We start from the raw sequence: 16,656 nt of genomic DNA, 5'->3' as shown, positions 1-16,656 counted from the left end.
AGTTCAAACCGGCTAATTGCGGCAACTTCGATTGATGCGAGTGAAAAACCTGAGCAGTTCCTTTTCGCTCGCCTCAATACCGAGATGTTCAAACACGCGCCCGACTTTGCAATTGAACAGCGCGCTGCTGAAAGCTTGGCGCCAGCGCCCGAAATTCGGGGTAAGGAGCGTGGAGCAGAGCCTCGCCGCTGACACGAAGGAAGTTCAGATTCCCCGCCGTCAATGCTTTGTGTAACCACACCAGGCTTTCTTGGATTTTTCCATCGCTCGCCAGTACCGCTGCATAGCTGAATTGCCCACGAAAGTCTCCTCCCTCGGCAGACCGCCGATACCACTCAAAAGCGGCAGCGGGGTCCGCCGGGCAAAATCGGCCGTCTTCCAGATAGCGTCCCAGAAGATTCATGGATTTTGCATGACCGAGGTCTGCCGCGAGCCGATAAAGACTCAAAGCCTGTTGCGGATCCTGGATCATGCCGCGCCCGGTCGCCAACAGATTGGCGTAGTTGTACATCGCCCAATCCAGCCCGGCTTCTGCCGCAACCCGATAATGCCGCGCAGCAACCGACGCATCGGCAACACAACCCCAACCATGCTCATGACAACGACCGAGCATGTTGCGCGCCATCAAATGCCCATTGCGAGCGGCGATCTCGAACCAGCGCAGCGCCAGCGGCTGGTCCTGGGCGATTCCCTGCCCGTCCAGCAGAATCTGCCCGAGCAAGGCCTGGGCTTCAACTTCGCCCTGGCGGGCGGCAATAAGTACGGCCTGCGCGGCGCGAGCCGGGCTTTCGTCGAGCATGGATTTGAACCGCTCTCCGTCAAGCACTTCCTCGCGGCGTAAACGAAAGTCAGCCACTTACACCTCGACCCAGCGACGCAACAGGTTGTGGTAAGTGCCGGTGAGTCGAATCAGCGATGGATGATCCGGCAGGTCCCGGGTCAGTTGCTGGATGGCGCCGTCCATCTCGAACAACAGTGCGCGCTGGCTATCCTCGCGCACCAGACTCTGGGTCCAGAAGAACGAGGCGTATCGCGCTCCTCGCGTGACCGCATTGACCTTGTGCAGGCTGGTGCCGGGGTACAGCACCATATCGCCAGCGGGCAACTTGACCCGCTGGGTGCCGAAGGTGTCCTGGATTTCCAGCTCCCCGCCGTCGTAGTCCTCAGGCTCGCTGAAGAACAACGTAGCCGAGAGGTCGGTGCGCACTCGCTCGATACTGCCCTTGGGCTGACGCACGGCGTTGTCGATGTGGAAATCGAAACTGCCGCCGGCCGTGTAACAGTTCAGCAACGGAGGAAAGACTTTGTGCGGTAACGCAGCAGACATGAACTGCGGATTTTTCCACAGTCGCTCAAGCATGGCCGCACCGATTTCCTTGGCCAGCGGATGGGTTTCCGGCAGTTGAAGATTGTGCTTGGCCTTGGCCGACTGAAAGCCTGCGGTGATCTTGCCATCGGCCCAATCAGCCTGCTCCAGCGCTTGGCGAATACGCTGCACTTCGTCTTTTTCGAACAGGCCGGGGATGTGCAGCAGCATGACAACGACACCAGATGGCAAAGGGATGGCAATGGTATTGATTCTTATTGCCTATGTAAAACCCACCGGACGAACGAAACAGTAAAAACCGTAAGGTTAAATTGTAAAGAATGTAAATTCAGTGCAAATAGTAATGTTTCGCAATTGATACGAATACGTGTTTACCCTATATTTCGCCGCCTCAAATCCTTGGGGAGGGGAAGTCCAAAATGTCACGTTCACAACCACAAGTACCGGTCAGTTCACCACGTTTGCTCGCATCGGCCATCGGCATGGCGATCACTGCCGGCTCGGCGGGACACATGGTTTTCGCGGCGGAAAAGACCGACGAAAAAGCACCGGGTAACGTGATTTCCCTGGGCGCCACCGCCATTACCGGCGAAGCCCAGGACGAGACTTCCTACAACGTCGAGAAAGCCTCCTCGCCCAAGTACACCGCGCCGCTGGTAGACACGCCGCGCTCGATCACCGTTATTCCGCAACAAGTCCTCAAAGACACCGGCGCCATGAACATGCAGGACGCCCTGCGCACCGTTCCAGGCATTACCTTCGGTGCCGGTGAAGGCGGCAACCCACAGGGCGACCGTCCGTTCATTCGCGGCTTCGACGCCCAGGGCGATACCTACCTGGACGGCGTGCGCGATACCGGTTCGCAGAGCCGCGAGATCTTCGCCGTTGAATCGATCGAAGTCAGCAAGGGCCCGAACTCGGCGATTGGTGGTCGAGGCGCTGCTGGCGGCAGCATCAACCTGGTGAGCAAAAAAGCCCACGTGGGCGATTCGCTCGACGGTGGTTTCACCTGGGGTTCCGACCAGACTCAGCGCTATACCTTCGACGGCAACTATCAGTTCACTGACACGGCCGCTGGCCGTCTGAACCTGATGAGCCACGAGAGCAATGTCGCCGGCCGTGAAAGCGTTGACTATGACCGCTGGGGCGTCGCGCCATCCCTTGCCTTCGGCCTGGGCACCGACACCCGCGTCAACCTCGACTACTACCATCTCGAAAGCAACGACACCCCGGATTCAGGTATTCCTTACTCGATCCCGGCCGCAGGTTCGACAGCGCGTACCAAGTCCAATCCGGACAAACCGAACGACGGTGGCGACAGCAGCAACTTCTATGGTCTGAATGATCGCGACTTCCGCAAGGGTCGCACCGATACGTCGACCATCGCCATCGAGCACGACCTGAGCGACGCGCTGACCGTCAAGAACACCCTGCGCCACGGCAACAGCATGCAGGACTACATCCTGACGCAGCCGGACGACAGCAAGGGCAACGTCAACAATGGCAGCGTCTGGCGCCGGGCCAACACTCGCGTCAGCAACACCGAAACGACGACCAACCAGACCGACCTGTTTGGTGATGTCTACATCGCCGGCTTCAAGAACAGCTTCGCCACCGGTATCGAGTTGAGCCGCGAGGAAAGCCAGAAGTCGTCGTACACCGTCAATACCGACACCACGCCTGGCACAGCGGCCGCCACCACCAACTGCTCGCCGGCACTGATCGGTGCGCCAAGCGGCTACAACTGCACCTCGCTGTCCAACCCGACCCCAAGCGATCCATGGAATGGCTCGATTACCCGCAACTATGCCGGCACCGACACCACGGCTAAAACCTACGCCCTGTACGTGTTCGACACTCTGACATTGTCCGAACAATGGCTGGTGAACATGGGGCTGCGCTATGACCATTTCGACACCGACTACAAAACCTACAACGCCGCAGGCACCACGACCTCCAAGGGCGATGACGTCAGCGAGTTCGTTACCGGTCAATTCGGCGTGGTTTACAAGCCGGCGGAAAACGGCAGCATCTATGCGTCCTACGCGACGTCTGCCACCCCACCAGGCTCCACACTTGGCGAAGGTCAGGACGGCAACCCGCTGGGCGGCACCCCGGATCGCAACGGCAACCTGCTAAGCAGCGACATGGAGCCGGAAACCACCAAGAACTACGAAATCGGTACCAAGTGGGATCTGCTGAACGATCGTCTGTCCTTGACAGCGGATATCTTCCGCACCGAAAAAGACAACGCTCGTGTGCAGACCAACACCACTACCTACGAAAACGTCGGCAAAACCCGCGTTCAAGGTTTCGAACTGTCGGCCACCGGCAAGCTCACCGATAAATGGCAAGTCTTCGCCGGTTATGCCTACATGGACAGCGAACAAATCGATGGCGGTGACATGCCGGCCAACAAGGCCAACGATGGTAACGAGCTGCCGAACACGCCGAAAAACAGCGCCAGCCTGTGGACCACTTATCAAGTCACGCCGAAGCTGACCATCGGCGGCGGTGCGTTCTATGTCGACGACGTATTCGGTAGCGCCGCCAACACCACCATGGTTGATTCCTACGTTCGTTACGACGCGATGGCGGCCTACAAGCTGACCAAAAACGTCGACCTGCAATTGAACGTGCAGAACCTGACCGACGAAACCTACTACGACAAAGCGTTCTCGACTCACTTCGCCAACCAGGCGGCCGGTCGTACCGCCTTGTTGAGCACCAACTTCCACTTCTGATCAATGTAGGAGCGAGCCTGCTCGCGATGATCGTCAACGATAACGCGCCTAGCCTGACACCCCGCGTCGTTCTCGAGTTTTTCGCGAGCAAGCTCGCTCCTACATAGTTGGTGTTGGACCAGGCCCCGTTCATCCAGATGAGCGGGGCTTTTGTACGTAAAAAAGAATGCTTCTCGACAACCCCACGGCATAATGCGCGCCGTGATGACAATTTCGAACGAACAAGGCGAGTGACGTGTTGAAGAAAACCCTGTTCCAGTTGCACTGGTTTTTCGGCATCAGCGCCGGGCTGGTCCTGGCCCTGATGGGCATCACCGGCGCGAGCGTGTCGTTTCAGGATGAGATCCTGAGCGCGCTCAACCCTTCCGTGTTGCAGGTCGAGAAACAGGTGGCCGGCGTCCTGCCGCCTGCCGAACTGGTTGAGAAAATCGAAGGCGCTTCAGGCAAAAAAGTCTCGATGCTCACGGTGGAAACCGACAGCGGCAATGCCGCAAAGGTGTTCTTCACCCCGCCACCGGGCGAACGCCGCGGCGAGATGCGCTACTTCGACCCGTACACCGCTGAATTCCTTGGTGACGCCACAGGTCAGGACTTCTTTGGCCTGATGCTGCGCCTGCACCGCTTCCTCGCCATGGGCGACACCGGGCGGCAGATCACCGGTGCCTGCACGCTGATTCTGGTGTTTTTCTGCCTGTCCGGTCTCTACCTGCGCTGGCCTCGTCAGTGGAAAAGCTGGCGTGCCTGGCTGACCCTGGACTGGAAGAAAAAGGGCCGCAGCTTCAACTGGGACCTGCATTCGGTGGCCGGCACCTGGTGCCTGGTGTTTTACCTCCTGGCGGCGCTGACGGGCCTGTCCTGGTCCTATGAGTGGTACAACAAGGGGCTGACCCGCTTGCTCTCCGATTCGCCACAGAATGAGCGCGTTCGCGGCGGTCGCGGCCCTGGGCCAAGTGGCCCGGCACCGACGGCCGATTACGCGGCGATGTGGAGTAGCATCTACAGTGCGGCAGGCCCGCAGCTCAGTTCCTACAACGTGCGCATGCCGCCAGTGGCTGGCCAACCCGCGACTGTTTACTTCCTGTTGAAAGATTCGCCTCACGATCGTGCGCTCAACCAGATCACCCTCGACCCGGCCACCGGCGTGGTCAAGCGAGTGGATCGCTACAGCGACAAAAGCTTCAAGGCACAACTGCTGACCAGCATCTACGCGCTGCACGTCGGCAGCTACTTCGGCATAGTCGGGCGCGTCATCCTGATGATTACAGCCCTGACCATGCCGCTGTTCTTCGTCACTGGCTGGCTGTTGTACCTCGACCGTCGCCGCAAGAAACGCCAGATCAAGGACGCCCGCAGCGTACTCGTGCACACGGGCAGCGATGGGCCGGCATGGCTGATCGGTTTCGCCAGCCAGAGCGGCTTTGCCGAACAGCTGGCGTGGCAAACCGCCGGGCAATTGCAGGCTGCTGGCTTGCCGGTGAAAGTGCAACCATTGGCCGACGTCAGCGAGCAGGACTTGCATGATTCGGACAATGCACTGTTCGTGGTCAGCACCTTCGGCGACGGCGAAGCACCGGACAGCGCCCGCGGGTTCGAACGCAAAGTGCTGGGCCGTACGCCTAGCCTAGAGCGTTTGAACTATGCGGTCCTCGGACTGGGTGACCGTCAATATCAACATTTCTGCGGTTTCGCCAAACGCTTGCACACCTGGCTCGGCGAGCATGGCGGCAAGACCCTCTTCGCCCCGGTGGAGGTCGACAGCGGCGATCCTTATGCCTTGCGTCACTGGCAACAGCAGCTGGGCCTGTTGACCGGTCAGGCACCGGTGGATACCTGGCAGGCCCCCGGCTACGACAACTGGACCCTGACTCGCCGCGAACTGCTCAACCCGCACAGCAGTGGTTCACCGGTGTATTTGCTGGGCCTCAAATCGCCCTCCACCAGCAGCTGGCTGGCAGGGGATCTGGTGGAAGTGATGCCGCGCAATTGCCCGTGGGTCATCGAGCACTTCCTCGACGGGATGGGCATTCACGGCGAAACCAAGGTGCAGATCAACGGCCTGGAGGAAACCCTCGAGCAAGCGCTTGCCAGCCGTCAACTGCCGGAAAACCGCAGCCATCTGGTCGGCCTTCATGCGCAAGCGTTGGCCGATGCGTTGGTGCCCCTGGCCATGCGCGAATACTCGATCGCCTCGATCCCGGCCGATGGAATGCTGGAGCTGATCGTGCGCCAGGAAGTGCATGCCGATGGCAACCTCGGCGTCGGCTCGGGCTGGCTGACCGAACACGCCCCCGTCGGCAGCGCTATCAGCCTGCGCGTGCGCCGCAACAGTGGCTTCCATCTGCCGGCCGAACCGGTGCCGATGATTCTGCTGGGCAATGGCACCGGACTCGCCGGGTTGCGCAGCCTGCTCAAGGCGCGGATTGCCGATGGTCAGCAGCGCCAGTGGCTGCTGTTTGGCGAGCGCCATCGCGAACACGATTACCTGTGCCGCGATGAGCTGGAAGAATGGTTGATCGCTGGCGATCTGGAACGGCTGGACCTGGCGTTTTCACGGGACCAGGCGGAAAAGATCTACGTACAGGATCGCCTGCGCGAGTCGGCCGACGAGTTGAAACAATGGCTGGCGAACGGTGCGGTGATCTACATCTGCGGCAGCCTTCAGGGCATGGCGTCAGGCGTGGATCAGGTGCTCAACGACCTACTTGGCGCCGCCGAAGTCGAACGTCTGATAGAACAAGGCCGCTACCGCCGCGACGTCTATTGATTCACCACATCACACTGCAGGAGCGAGCCTGCTCGCGAAAACGGAGTGTCAGCAACGATGATGTTGACTGACACGACGCCTTCGCAAGCAGGCTCGCTCCTACAGGGATTTAAGGGTTAATCAAACCGGTTGTAGTTTCTGCTCGAATACAGCAACCCCATCCAGATCCCGCAACACCACGCTCAACTCCCCGCTCTGCCCGTCTATATTCACTTCCCCGAAAAACTGATACCCGGCAAACGGTGAAGCGTTTTGCATCGGCGCAGCTTTCACGAACACCGCCTCCGGGCCGAAGGTTCTATCCAGCGTATCCGGCCCGAAACTACCGGCATTCAGCGGCCCGGCGACGAACTCCCAGAACGGTTCGAAATCCTGAAACGCCGCCCTGTCCGGATGGTAGAAATGCGCGGCGCAGTAATGCACATCGGCCGTAATGAACACAAAATTGCGCACTTGTTGTGCTCGCAGAAAACCGAGCAATTCGGCGATTTCCATTTCGCGCCCCTGGGCCGGTCCGGGATCACCGTTGGCCACCGCGTCCCAGCGCGGAACACCAAGGCGGACGTGGCCGTCATCCGCGCCGAGGCCAATCGGCATGTCGGCGGCGATGATTTTCCATTGGGCTTTCGACGCTTTGAGCGACGTCTTCAGCCAGTCCAGTTGCTCGCGCCCGAGGAACGGTTTTGCAGCACCGAGATTGTCGTCATTGGCACCGCGATAACTGCGCATGTCGAGCACGAACACATCAAGCAGCGGCCCGTAACCGAGCTGACGATAAATCCGCCCGCCACCGTCGGCACTCTGCAACCGCATCGGCGCATATTCGAGCCAGGCCTGGCGTGCACGCCCCACCAGGCTGGGGATATCTTTACTCAGATAGCGCCCATCCAGTTGCTTGTCCGGCGACCAGTTGTTCACCACTTCATGGTCATCCCACTGCCAGATCTGCGGGACTTCGGCGTTGAAACGGCGGATGTTTTCGTCCATCAGGTTGTAGCGGTAATTACCGCGGTAATCATCCACGGTCTCAGCCACTTTGCTCTTGGCCTCGGTGGTGATGTTGCGCCATACCCGGCCGTTTTCGGTGATCAGTTGCGCCGGCACCGGACCGTCGGCGTAAATGCTGTCACCGCTGTGGATAAAAAAGTCCGGCAGGCGCCGACGCATGGCTTCATAAATGCGCATGCCGCCAATGTCCGGGTTGATGCCGAAGCCTTGCCCGGCAGTGTCGCCGCTCCAGACAAAACGGATGTCGCGGCGGGTCTGCGGCACACTGCGCAAGTGGCCGAACCAGGGCTCACTGGTCACGCCGGTCTGGGCATCTTCAAACTGCACACGATAGAAAATCGCCTGATCGGCGGGCAGCCCGGTGAGTTCGACCCGGGCGGTGAAATCAGTGCGGGCATCGGCCAGGGGAGAGACGAATCGTCGGGGGTTGGTGAACACGCTGCGGGTGTCCCACTCGACCACGATCCGCGCGGGACGGTCGCTGCGACTCCAGATAATCGCCCGGTCGCCCAAAAGGTCACCGGACTGCACGCCATCCGTGAGTTGCGGCCGATCCTTGACCGACGCAATCACCGCCGGCGCCAGCCCCGGCAACAGCAATCCGGCACCAACCGCTTGCATGACCCGGCGACGCCCGGGATCGAATTCGCTCATGGTGTTCTCCCTGAAATGGAAAAACTAAAGCATGGCTGGATGAAGTAGAGGTGACAGCGAAAAGATCGCAGCCTGCGGCAGCTCCGACAGGTGTTCGCAATCTGCCTGTGTAGGAGCTGCCGAAGGCTGCGATCTTTTGATCTACGCCTTGACAGGCTCCAGCGCCAACCCCACCGTCTCAGGCTGTTTGACCAGCGCATACGCCACTGCCGTCAACAGACTCCCCGCCACAATCGCCAACAAATAAAGCAGCGCATGATTGATCGCATTCGGAATCGCCAACACAAACAACCCGCCGTGGGGCGCCATCAGTTTGCAGCCGAAATACATCGACAACGCACCGGTCAGCGCGCCGCCGGCAATGCTTGCCGGAATCACCCGCAAGGGGTCTTTCGCCGCAAACGGAATCGCCCCTTCGGAGATGAAACACAGCCCCAGCACAAACGCCGCTTTACCAGCCTCGCGCTCGGTCTGAGCAAACTTGCGCCGAGCAATGAAGGTGGCGATGCCCAGGCCAATCGGCGGCACCATGCCGGCGGCCATGGTCGCTGCCATCGGTGCATAACTCTGCGACGCCAGCAGCCCGACCGAAAACGCATACGCGGCTTTGTTGATCGGTCCGCCGAGGTCAACGCACATCATGCCGCCCAGCAACACGCCGAGCAGGATCGCATTGGTGGTGCCCATGCTGTCGAGGAAATGCGTCAGCCCGGCGAGCATTCCGGCCACCGGTTTGCCGACCACGTAAATCATCACCAGACCGGTGAACAGACTCGCCAGCAACGGGATAATCAGGATCGGTTTCAGCGCCTCAAGGCTTTGCGGCAAACGTGCATAACGGTTGATCGCCTTGGCTGCATAACCGGCGAGAAAACCGGCAATGATCCCGCCGATAAAACCGGCGCCCAGGGTACTCGCCAGCAAGCCACCAATCATCCCCGGCGCAAGGCCCGGACGGTCGGCAATGGAATAGGCGATGTAACCCGCCAGCAACGGCACCATCAACTTGAACGCGGTGTCGCCGCCGATCTGCATCAGCGCCGCCGCCAGCGTGCCCTCCTCCTTGAACGCCGTAATGCCGAACACGAACGACAGCGCAATCATCAAACCGCCCGCCACCACCATCGGCAGCATGAACGACACACCGGTCAGCAGGTGTTTGTAAACGCCGGTTTTCTCAGACTTGGCCGGTGCGCTGGTCCCGGTGGACGCGCTTTCCTGCTTGCCTTCGGCCAAGGCTTTTTTCAGGGTCGCTTCGGCTTGCTTGAGGGCAATCCCGGTGCCGCAACGGTAAATCTTTTTGCCGGCGAATCGCTCAGTGGCGACTTCGATGTCCGCCGCCAGCAACACCACATCAGCCTCGGCAATCGCCGCAGCGCTCAGCGGATTGCGTGCACCGACCGAGCCCTGGGTTTCAACTTGCAGGTCATAACCCAAGCGCTTGGCCGTTTGCTGCAAGGCTTCGGCGGCCATGAAGGTGTGCGCCACGCCGGTTGGGCAGGCGGTGACCGCGACCAGTCGCGGGACGTTGTGGGCAACGGCGACGGATTCGACAACCGCTTCGGGCGCCGCGTACACCTGCGCTTCCTGAGCACCGCGTCGCAGCAGCGCATCAACATCTTGCAGGGCCTGGGCCGGCGCGCTCTGGAACACACGTTTACCGACAAATCGGGACATGTCCACCGGCGCGCTGGTTACCAGCAATACCCACTCGGCATCGTCGATGGTCGCGGCCGACAATTGGTGCTCAGGGTGTGCGGCATCGCTGACTTCGACGCTGGTGCTCCAGCCCTGACGCTGGGCCGCGGCGTCCAGCAACCGGGCGCACAGCACACTGGTAACCATGCCGTTCGGGCAGGCCGTAACAATGGCTAACTTCATGACAAACCCTCTTATTGTTCTGTCAGGGGACGCACGCGCACCCTCTGCTCGAGCCGCGCCAGTTGCGCTGCATCGTCAATGCCGAAACCGATCTGGGTCACCGCCATCGCGGCAATCGCCGTGGCCGTGCGCAAGGTTTGCTCGGGCGTGTCGGCGCTGAGCAAACCGTGAAGCATCCCCGCCAGCAACGAATCGCCCGCGCCCACTGTGCTGGCGACGCTGACCTTTGGCGGTGTGGCATGCAGTGCCGAGCCGACGCTGAACCAGTTCACACCTTCGGCACCGTGAGAAATCACCACATGCTCGATGCCCTGGGCATGCAATCGCTCCGCTGCTTCAGCCTGGGCAACGACCGAAACCACGTCACAGTCCAACACTCCAGCCAGTTCTTCAGTGTTGGGTTTGATCAGCCAAGGCGCCGCTTTGAGCCCGGCACGCAATGCGTCGCCGCTGGTGTCGAGTGCAACGTTCAGACCGAGGCTTTTCAAACGCAGGATCATCGTCTGCAACCATTCAGGGCTGACACCCTGGGGAAGGCTACCGGCGACAACGACCGCGTCATGCCCCGGTGCGATCTGCTCCAGTCTCTGGATCAATGCCTGCTGCGCCGCTGCATCGACGTGAGGTCCGGGGCCGTTGATGTCAGTGATGCGTCCATCGCTTTCCGCCAGTTTGATGTTGCTGCGGGTCTCGCCGGGAACACGGATGAAAGCATCGACAAAACCGCGTTTGGCGAACAGGGTTTCGAACGCTTGCAGGTTGTCTTCGCCGAGGAAACCGCTGACGGTCAGTTGATGCCCGAGGTCGGCCAATACCTGCGCCACGTTCACGCCTTTGCCGGCCGCGTGGGTGTGCATGACGTCGCTGCGGTTGACCTGACCAGCCTCCAGGCGTGGCAATTGGACGGTGAGGTCCAGCGCCGGGTTGAGGGTCAGGGTGAGAATCCGGGCCATTACAGGGCCTCCACTAATGCGCGCACTTCGTCGGCGCTGCCCACGGCCAGAGCCTGTTGGGCGAGGGTTTGAGTCTGAGTGAAGCTGAGTTCGCGAATCCGCGCCTTGACCTCGGCGATGCTGCGACCGCCGACACTGAGTTCATCCACACCCAGCCCGACCAGCACCGGCACCGCCAGCGGATCAGCCGCCAACTCACCGCACACACCCACCCATTTGCCATTGGCATGGGCTGCTCGCACGGTGATGTCGATCAGTTGCAGCACGGCGGGATGCAAGCCATCCGCCTGACCAGACAGTGTCGGATGACCGCGGTCAATGGCCAGGGTGTATTGCGTCAAGTCATTGGTGCCGACGCTGAAAAAGTCGACCTCTTTGGCCAGGACAGGCGCCAGCAATGCAGCGGACGGGACTTCGATCATGATCCCCAGCTGAAGGTCTGCGACCGGGATCTCCAGGCGCAAGCGTTCCGTCATGTCCCGGGCCTGCCGCCACTCGTCGACGCTGCCGACCATCGGGAACATGATCCGCAATGGTCGGTTGTCGGCCGACCGCAACAAGGCGCGCAACTGCGCTTCCATGATCTTCGGGCGCTGCAAGGTCAGGCGGATACCGCGTACGCCGAGGAACGGGTTTTCTTCCTTCGCTATCGGCCAATACGGCAGCGGTTTGTCGCCGCCGACGTCTAGGGTTCGCACCACCAGCGGACGCCCGGCCAAACCATCGAGCACGCGACGATACTCGGCTTCCTGGGTTGCTTCGTCCGGCGCTTGCGGATGCGCCATGAAAATCAGTTCGGTGCGCAGCAGGCCGATACCTTCGGCGCCCTGCTCCACCGCACTGACGACACCGGCGCTTTCGCCAAGATTGGCAAACACTTCGACGGCATGGCCATCGCTGGTCAGCGCCGGTTGATGACGTTGTTCAGCCGCGGCCCTCAGGCGGTGCTCGCGGGTATCGCGCTCGGCGGTGGCGCGTTGCAAGGTCGCTGCATCGGCGTCCACATGCAGACGTCCACGCTGGCCATCGAGCAACAACGGCGTGCCCGGTGCCAGCAACAACACCGCCGGGCCGGCGCCCACCAGTGCCGGAATCCCCAGCGCGCGGGCGACGATGGCGCTGTGCGCCGTCGCGCCGCCACGGGCCGTGAGAATCCCGGCCACGCGCGCCGGATCGAGACGCGCCACATCGGACGGACCGACTTCGTCCATCACCAGAATGTACGGTTGATCGGGCTCGCCCGGCGTTTCAATACCGCACAGTTGCGCCAGTACACGACGACCGATGTCGCGCAAATCAGCGGCACGCTCGGCGAGCAATGCATCGTGCAGCGCTTCCTGTTGGCGGGCCGCCGCTTCGATCACAGCCATCCACGCGGCTTCAGCGCTTTCGCCTTGCTTGAGACGGGTGTCGACTTCGTCTGTCAGCTCCGGGTCGTCGAGCATTTCCTGATGGGTGATGAAAATTTCGCGAATTGCCTTGGCCTGGCTGCGCTCGATCAAGCCCTGAATGTCCCGGCGCACCTGCGCCAACGCTTGCTTGAGTCGCTCGCGCTCGACCGCAGCCGACTCACCGCGCAAAGGATATTCGATGGTTTGCAGCACCTGAATGTGAGCCGGGCCGATGGCGATGCCCGGCGCGGCAGCGATAGCCTGGACCTGACTGCCGGACGTTGGCGCGAGCAGCACGTCGGCGATATCGGCAGACATTTCGCGAGGCGCGCTCACTGCCGGCAATGGCTCGACCTCTTCACCCAGGCCTTCTTCGATGGCAGCCAGCAACGCGGGCAATGCATCGGTGGCGATGCTCGGTTCGGCGATGATTTCCAGCACCTGACCACGACGGGCACCGAGGCTGAGCAACTTGCTCAAACTCTTCATCGACACCGCACTGTCCTGGCGATCGACAATGCGTACGCGAATTTCACCGTCAAAACTTTTCGCCAGTTGCGCGAGGATCTTCGCCGGGCGCGCATGCAGCCCGTGGGCGTTGGCCAGCGCGATGCGTGCGCTCGGCCAATCTGCCGGCAGTTCACCGCCCAGGACTTCCAGCACCTTGCGACTGCTCGTAGCGCGACCCAATTCGTGGCCACGGCCTTCAATCAGCAGCGCGCATAAACGCTCGAGCAGGGTTTGATGAGCTTCGCCGAGGCTGGCCAGGCAGAACAAACCATTAAGTGGTTGGCCGAGGTAACGTAGCGGTTTGTCGGGTGTCACGAAGGCCAGGCCCGGGCGCTTCACCGTTTGCTCACTGTGCAACCACCACAAGCCATCGCCGAGCGGCAACGCTTCGACCTGTTGCAATACGGCGGCGAAACCATTGCTCACACAATCGGCGTGGCGCAGCAAACGTGCGCCACGCCAGACCAACTCTTCGAAGTCTTCAGCCGCCACGCCCAAGCCGATCATCTGTGCATCCAGCGCCAGTTCCTGCGGCGCGCCCTGGAGCAATTTCAACAACGCTTCAGCGGAACTGGCGCGGCGCAGGGCCTGCCCCAGATCAGTCTCACCGAGGGCGCGGGTCAGCAGTTGCAGAAGACGCAGGTGCTCATCGGACTTGGCGGCAATCCCGATGGCCAGATAGACAATATGACCGTCTCCCCAATCCACACCCTCAGGAAACTGCATCAACCGTACACCGGTGGTGAACACCTGATCGCGGGTTTGTGGCGTCCCGTGGGGGATGGCAATGCCTTGACCGAGAAAGGTCGAGCCCTGGGCTTCCCGTGCCTGCAATCCGGCGAGATACCCCTCTGCAACCAGCCCGTCGTTGACCAGATGCCCGGCCAACAACTGCAACGCTGCGGATTTATCCACAGCCGACTGGCCCATGGATATCTGCTCAATGGTCAGCTCGAGCATGCTTTCTCCTTTTTGGCGCCTCGGGGAGCCAGGTATTGTTTTGAATGGTTCAGTTTAGGCGCTGGGTCGTTACATTTGGCGGTTTACGGCAGAACCTGCAAAAGCCGCCTACAACGCAGAAAATACGCCTGCTGAAACGTTTAATCTAGAATGAATGGCACGTTACTCGATAATGACCCATCCTTGAAGCTCAACTTGTCGGATGCGTTGCGACCATGGTCGCCTGCCTGAATCGGTTAGGATTGACGAAAATCTCGGGGCTAACTCGAAAAAACAAGGAAACAGCGGGTTGAAACTCAGCGATATTGCCCAGCTGGCCGGTGTGTCCGTTACCACTGCCAGCTACGTCATCAATGGCAAGGCCGAACAGCAGCGCATCAGCCGCGCCACCGTCGAACGCGTGCGGGCGGTCGTCGAACAACATGGCTTCACGCCTAATCCACAGGCCGCCGGTTTGCGCAGCCGGCACACCCGAACGCTCGGGTTCATTCTGCCGGATCTGGAAAACCCCAGTTACGCCCGTATCGCCAAATTGCTGGAACAAGGTGCGCGAGCTCGTGGCTATCAGTTGCTGATCGCCAGTTCCGACGATGCACCGGACAGCGAGCGGCAGTTGTTGCAACTATTCCGCGCCCGACGCTGCGACGCTTTGATCGTTGCCAGTTGCCTGCCGGCCGGTGACGACAGCTATCGCCAGTTGCAGGCCAAAGGCATTCCGATCATCGCCATCGACCGAGTCATGGACCCTGAGCACTTTTGCTCGGTGATCAGCGACGACCGCGAGGCTAGCCTGCATCTGACCCGCAGCCTGCTCGATCCTTTGCCCAAACAGATCGCGCTGATCGGCGCCCGTCCGGAGCTGAGTATCAGCCAAGAGCGCGCCGGCGGATTCAAAGAGGCCCTGGCCGGATTCAACGGTGAAATTCTCATCGAAGAAGGCGAGTCCTTCAGCCGCGAGTGCGGCAAGCAACTGATGGAAGATCTGCTGCAGCGCCTGGGGCACTTGCCCGATGCGTTGGTGACGACTTCCTACGTGCTGCTCCAGGGTGTGTTCGACGCCTTGCACGACTTCCCGCTGAAAAACCGTCCGCTACGCCTCGGCACGTTCGGTGACACGCAACTGCTGGACTTCCTGCCGCTGCCGGTCAACGCCATGTCCCAACAACATCAGCTGATTGCCGACAAGGCCCTCGCGCTGGCCCTGGCCGCCATCGAACAGTCCGATTACCAGCCTGGCGTGCAGGCCATCGGGCGGACGTTCAAGCAGCGGATTCGTCAGGACTGAGCCGTGGAACTGATCGACACCCACACCCATCTGGATTTTCCGGATTTTGACGCTGATCGTCAGGCGTTGATGGACGAAAGCCGCGCACTCGGCGTGCGGCGCATGGTGGTGCTGGGGGTTTATCAAGGCAATTGGCAGCGGGTCTGGGAGCTGGTGCAAAGCGATCCCGACCTGTATGCGGCGTTCGGTTTGCATCCGGTGTATCTGAACGACCATCGCCCTGAAGACTTGAGCGAACTCGGCGATTGGCTGACCCGTCTGGCCGGCCATCGGCAACTGTGCGCTGTGGGCGAAATCGGTCTGGACTATTTCATCGAAACCCTCGACCGCGAACGCCAGCAGGCATTGTTCGACGCACAGCTACAACTGGCGGCGGACTTCAATCTTCCAGCGCTGATCCATGTACGGCGCAGCCATGCCGCAGTGATCGCCACGCTCAAGCGCTTCAAACTCAAGCGCGCCGGCATCATCCACGCTTTCGCTGGCAGCAGCGAAGAAGCCCGGGAATACATCAGGCTGGGTTTCAAACTCGGCCTGGGCGGCGCCGCGACCTGGCCTCAAGCGCTACGCATGCACCGCGTGCTCGCCGAGCTGCCGCTGGATGCTGTGGTACTGGAAACCGACTCCCCGGACATGGCGCCCGCCATGTTCCCCGGTCAACGCAACAGCCCGGCGCATCTGCTGGCGATCTGCGCGGCACTGGCAGGGATTATGGCGATCAGTCCCGAGCAATTGGCCGCGGCCAGTACCGCTAACGCCTGTGAACTGTTCGACTGGTGATCAGTCGATGTGAGCCCTTGCGGCCTCAAGCAACAACGTCATGTGCTGGCGCTGGCGGGCAAACCGCAGGGCGATGAAGTACACGAAAAGCGCCAACAGAGAAAAATTCAGTTGTTCCACCACGCTGAGTATTCCGACCCACTCCAGCACTAACGCCACCAATAATGCTGTACAAATCGTGACCAACAGGCTTGCCTTCAACATGGCCACCGAGTCCAGTGATTTGAAGCGTTTGATCTGTTTCGGATCGCTCAGCTGCAAAAATTTCTGGCAGTGGGAACAGGTGAATGCTTCGTTGATTGCAATGGCATTGAGTTGCCAGGCCTTGAGTAACAGGGTGCGCTGGCAATGGGCGCAGCGGCCCTGGAGTCCTGTTTTTGCAAAAGACATAACCCTGCC

The 16,656-nt window shown here is 60.7% G+C and carries 11 protein-coding genes; 4 read left to right on the top strand and 7 right to left on the bottom strand.

The genetic code is table 11. The features are described 5' to 3' along the window. Window positions 1-88: 88 nt before the first annotated feature. Both AD668_RS03040 and AD668_RS03035 read right to left on the bottom strand, forming a co-directional pair. Window positions 89-856: a tetratricopeptide repeat protein gene (locus tag AD668_RS03040; protein WP_256220565.1), complete on the bottom strand. Its 768-nt coding sequence runs from the start codon at window positions 854-856 to the stop codon at window positions 89-91. Next, window positions 857-1,537, bottom strand: a complete 681-nt coding sequence (locus AD668_RS03035; protein WP_053154445.1) for a Fe2+-dependent dioxygenase — start codon at window positions 1,535-1,537, stop codon at window positions 857-859. It lies immediately after the preceding gene. Between the two features lie 209 nt (window positions 1,538-1,746). Here AD668_RS03035 and AD668_RS03030 point away from each other — a divergent pair, with 209 nt between their 5' ends. Beyond that, the gene (locus AD668_RS03030; protein WP_053154442.1) at window positions 1,747-4,071 is read left to right on the top strand and encodes a TonB-dependent siderophore receptor; all 2,325 of its coding nucleotides are present in this window, start codon (window positions 1,747-1,749) and stop codon (window positions 4,069-4,071) included. Window positions 4,072-4,306: 235 nt separating this feature from the next. Beyond that, complete coding sequence (locus AD668_RS03025) at window positions 4,307-6,835, top strand: sulfite reductase flavoprotein subunit alpha (RefSeq protein ID WP_053154439.1); 2,529 nt, start codon at window positions 4,307-4,309, stop codon at window positions 6,833-6,835. A gap of 120 nt (window positions 6,836-6,955) precedes the next feature. Here the strand turns inward: AD668_RS03025 and AD668_RS03020 are convergent, their stop codons facing one another. The 4 genes from AD668_RS03020 to ptsP form a co-directional block, all read right to left on the bottom strand. Then, window positions 6,956-8,497 carry an alkaline phosphatase gene (locus AD668_RS03020; protein ID WP_053154436.1) on the bottom strand — a complete coding sequence of 514 codons (1,542 nt, stop codon included), beginning with the start codon at window positions 8,495-8,497 and terminating at the stop codon, window positions 6,956-6,958. Between the two features lie 141 nt (window positions 8,498-8,638). Then, complete coding sequence (locus AD668_RS03015) at window positions 8,639-10,378, bottom strand: PTS fructose-like transporter subunit IIB (RefSeq protein WP_053154433.1); 1,740 nt, start codon at window positions 10,376-10,378, stop codon at window positions 8,639-8,641. Between the two features lie 11 nt (window positions 10,379-10,389). Further along, window positions 10,390-11,331, bottom strand: coding sequence for a 1-phosphofructokinase (gene pfkB / locus AD668_RS03010; protein WP_053154430.1), 942 nt, complete (start codon window positions 11,329-11,331; stop codon window positions 10,390-10,392). Continuing rightward, complete coding sequence (gene ptsP / locus AD668_RS03005; protein WP_053154427.1) at window positions 11,331-14,192, bottom strand: phosphoenolpyruvate--protein phosphotransferase; 2,862 nt, start codon at window positions 14,190-14,192, stop codon at window positions 11,331-11,333. The genes pfkB and ptsP overlap by 1 nt, the downstream gene beginning before the upstream one ends. 289 nt (window positions 14,193-14,481) lie before the next feature. Between ptsP and cra the strand changes: the two genes are divergently transcribed. Further along, window positions 14,482-15,477 (top strand): catabolite repressor/activator, encoded by a 996-nt coding sequence (cra, locus tag AD668_RS03000; protein WP_053154424.1) that lies wholly within the window; start codon window positions 14,482-14,484, stop codon window positions 15,475-15,477. A 3-nt stretch (window positions 15,478-15,480) separates the two neighbouring features. Next, window positions 15,481-16,257 carry a TatD family hydrolase gene (locus AD668_RS02995; RefSeq protein WP_053154422.1) on the top strand — a complete coding sequence of 259 codons (777 nt, stop codon included), beginning with the start codon at window positions 15,481-15,483 and terminating at the stop codon, window positions 16,255-16,257. Here AD668_RS02995 and AD668_RS02990 read toward each other — a convergent pair whose 3' ends face one another. Beyond that, a complete protein-coding gene (locus AD668_RS02990) occupies window positions 16,258-16,647 on the bottom strand; it encodes a hypothetical protein (protein ID WP_053154419.1) in 390 nt (129 codons plus the stop codon). Window positions 16,648-16,656: the final 9 nt, after the last annotated feature.

Source organism: Pseudomonas sp. P1.8, from assembly GCF_001269805.1.
Taxonomy (GTDB): Bacteria; Pseudomonadota; Gammaproteobacteria; order Pseudomonadales; family Pseudomonadaceae; genus Aquipseudomonas.
Note: the sequence above shows the minus strand (reverse complement) of the source record. Positions and strands in the feature narration are given on the sequence as shown.

Bases quoted from the DNA above. Each gene is read 5' to 3' on its own strand.
- AD668_RS03035 (WP_053154445.1), bottom strand. From the start codon at position 1,537: ATGCTGCTGCACATCCCCGGCCTGTTCGAAAAAGACGAAGTGCAGCGT.
- AD668_RS03030 (WP_053154442.1), top strand. From the start codon at position 1,747: ATGTCACGTTCACAACCACAAGTACCGGTCAGTTCACCACGTTTGCTC.
- AD668_RS03020 (WP_053154436.1), bottom strand. From the start codon at position 8,497: ATGAGCGAATTCGATCCCGGGCGTCGCCGGGTCATGCAAGCGGTTGGT.
- AD668_RS03015 (WP_053154433.1), bottom strand. From the start codon at position 10,378: ATGAAGTTAGCCATTGTTACGGCCTGCCCGAACGGCATGGTTACCAGT.
- pfkB (WP_053154430.1), bottom strand. From the start codon at position 11,331: ATGGCCCGGATTCTCACCCTGACCCTCAACCCGGCGCTGGACCTCACC.
- ptsP (WP_053154427.1), bottom strand. From the start codon at position 14,192: ATGCTCGAGCTGACCATTGAGCAGATATCCATGGGCCAGTCGGCTGTG.
- AD668_RS02990 (WP_053154419.1), bottom strand. From the start codon at position 16,647: ATGTCTTTTGCAAAAACAGGACTCCAGGGCCGCTGCGCCCATTGCCAG.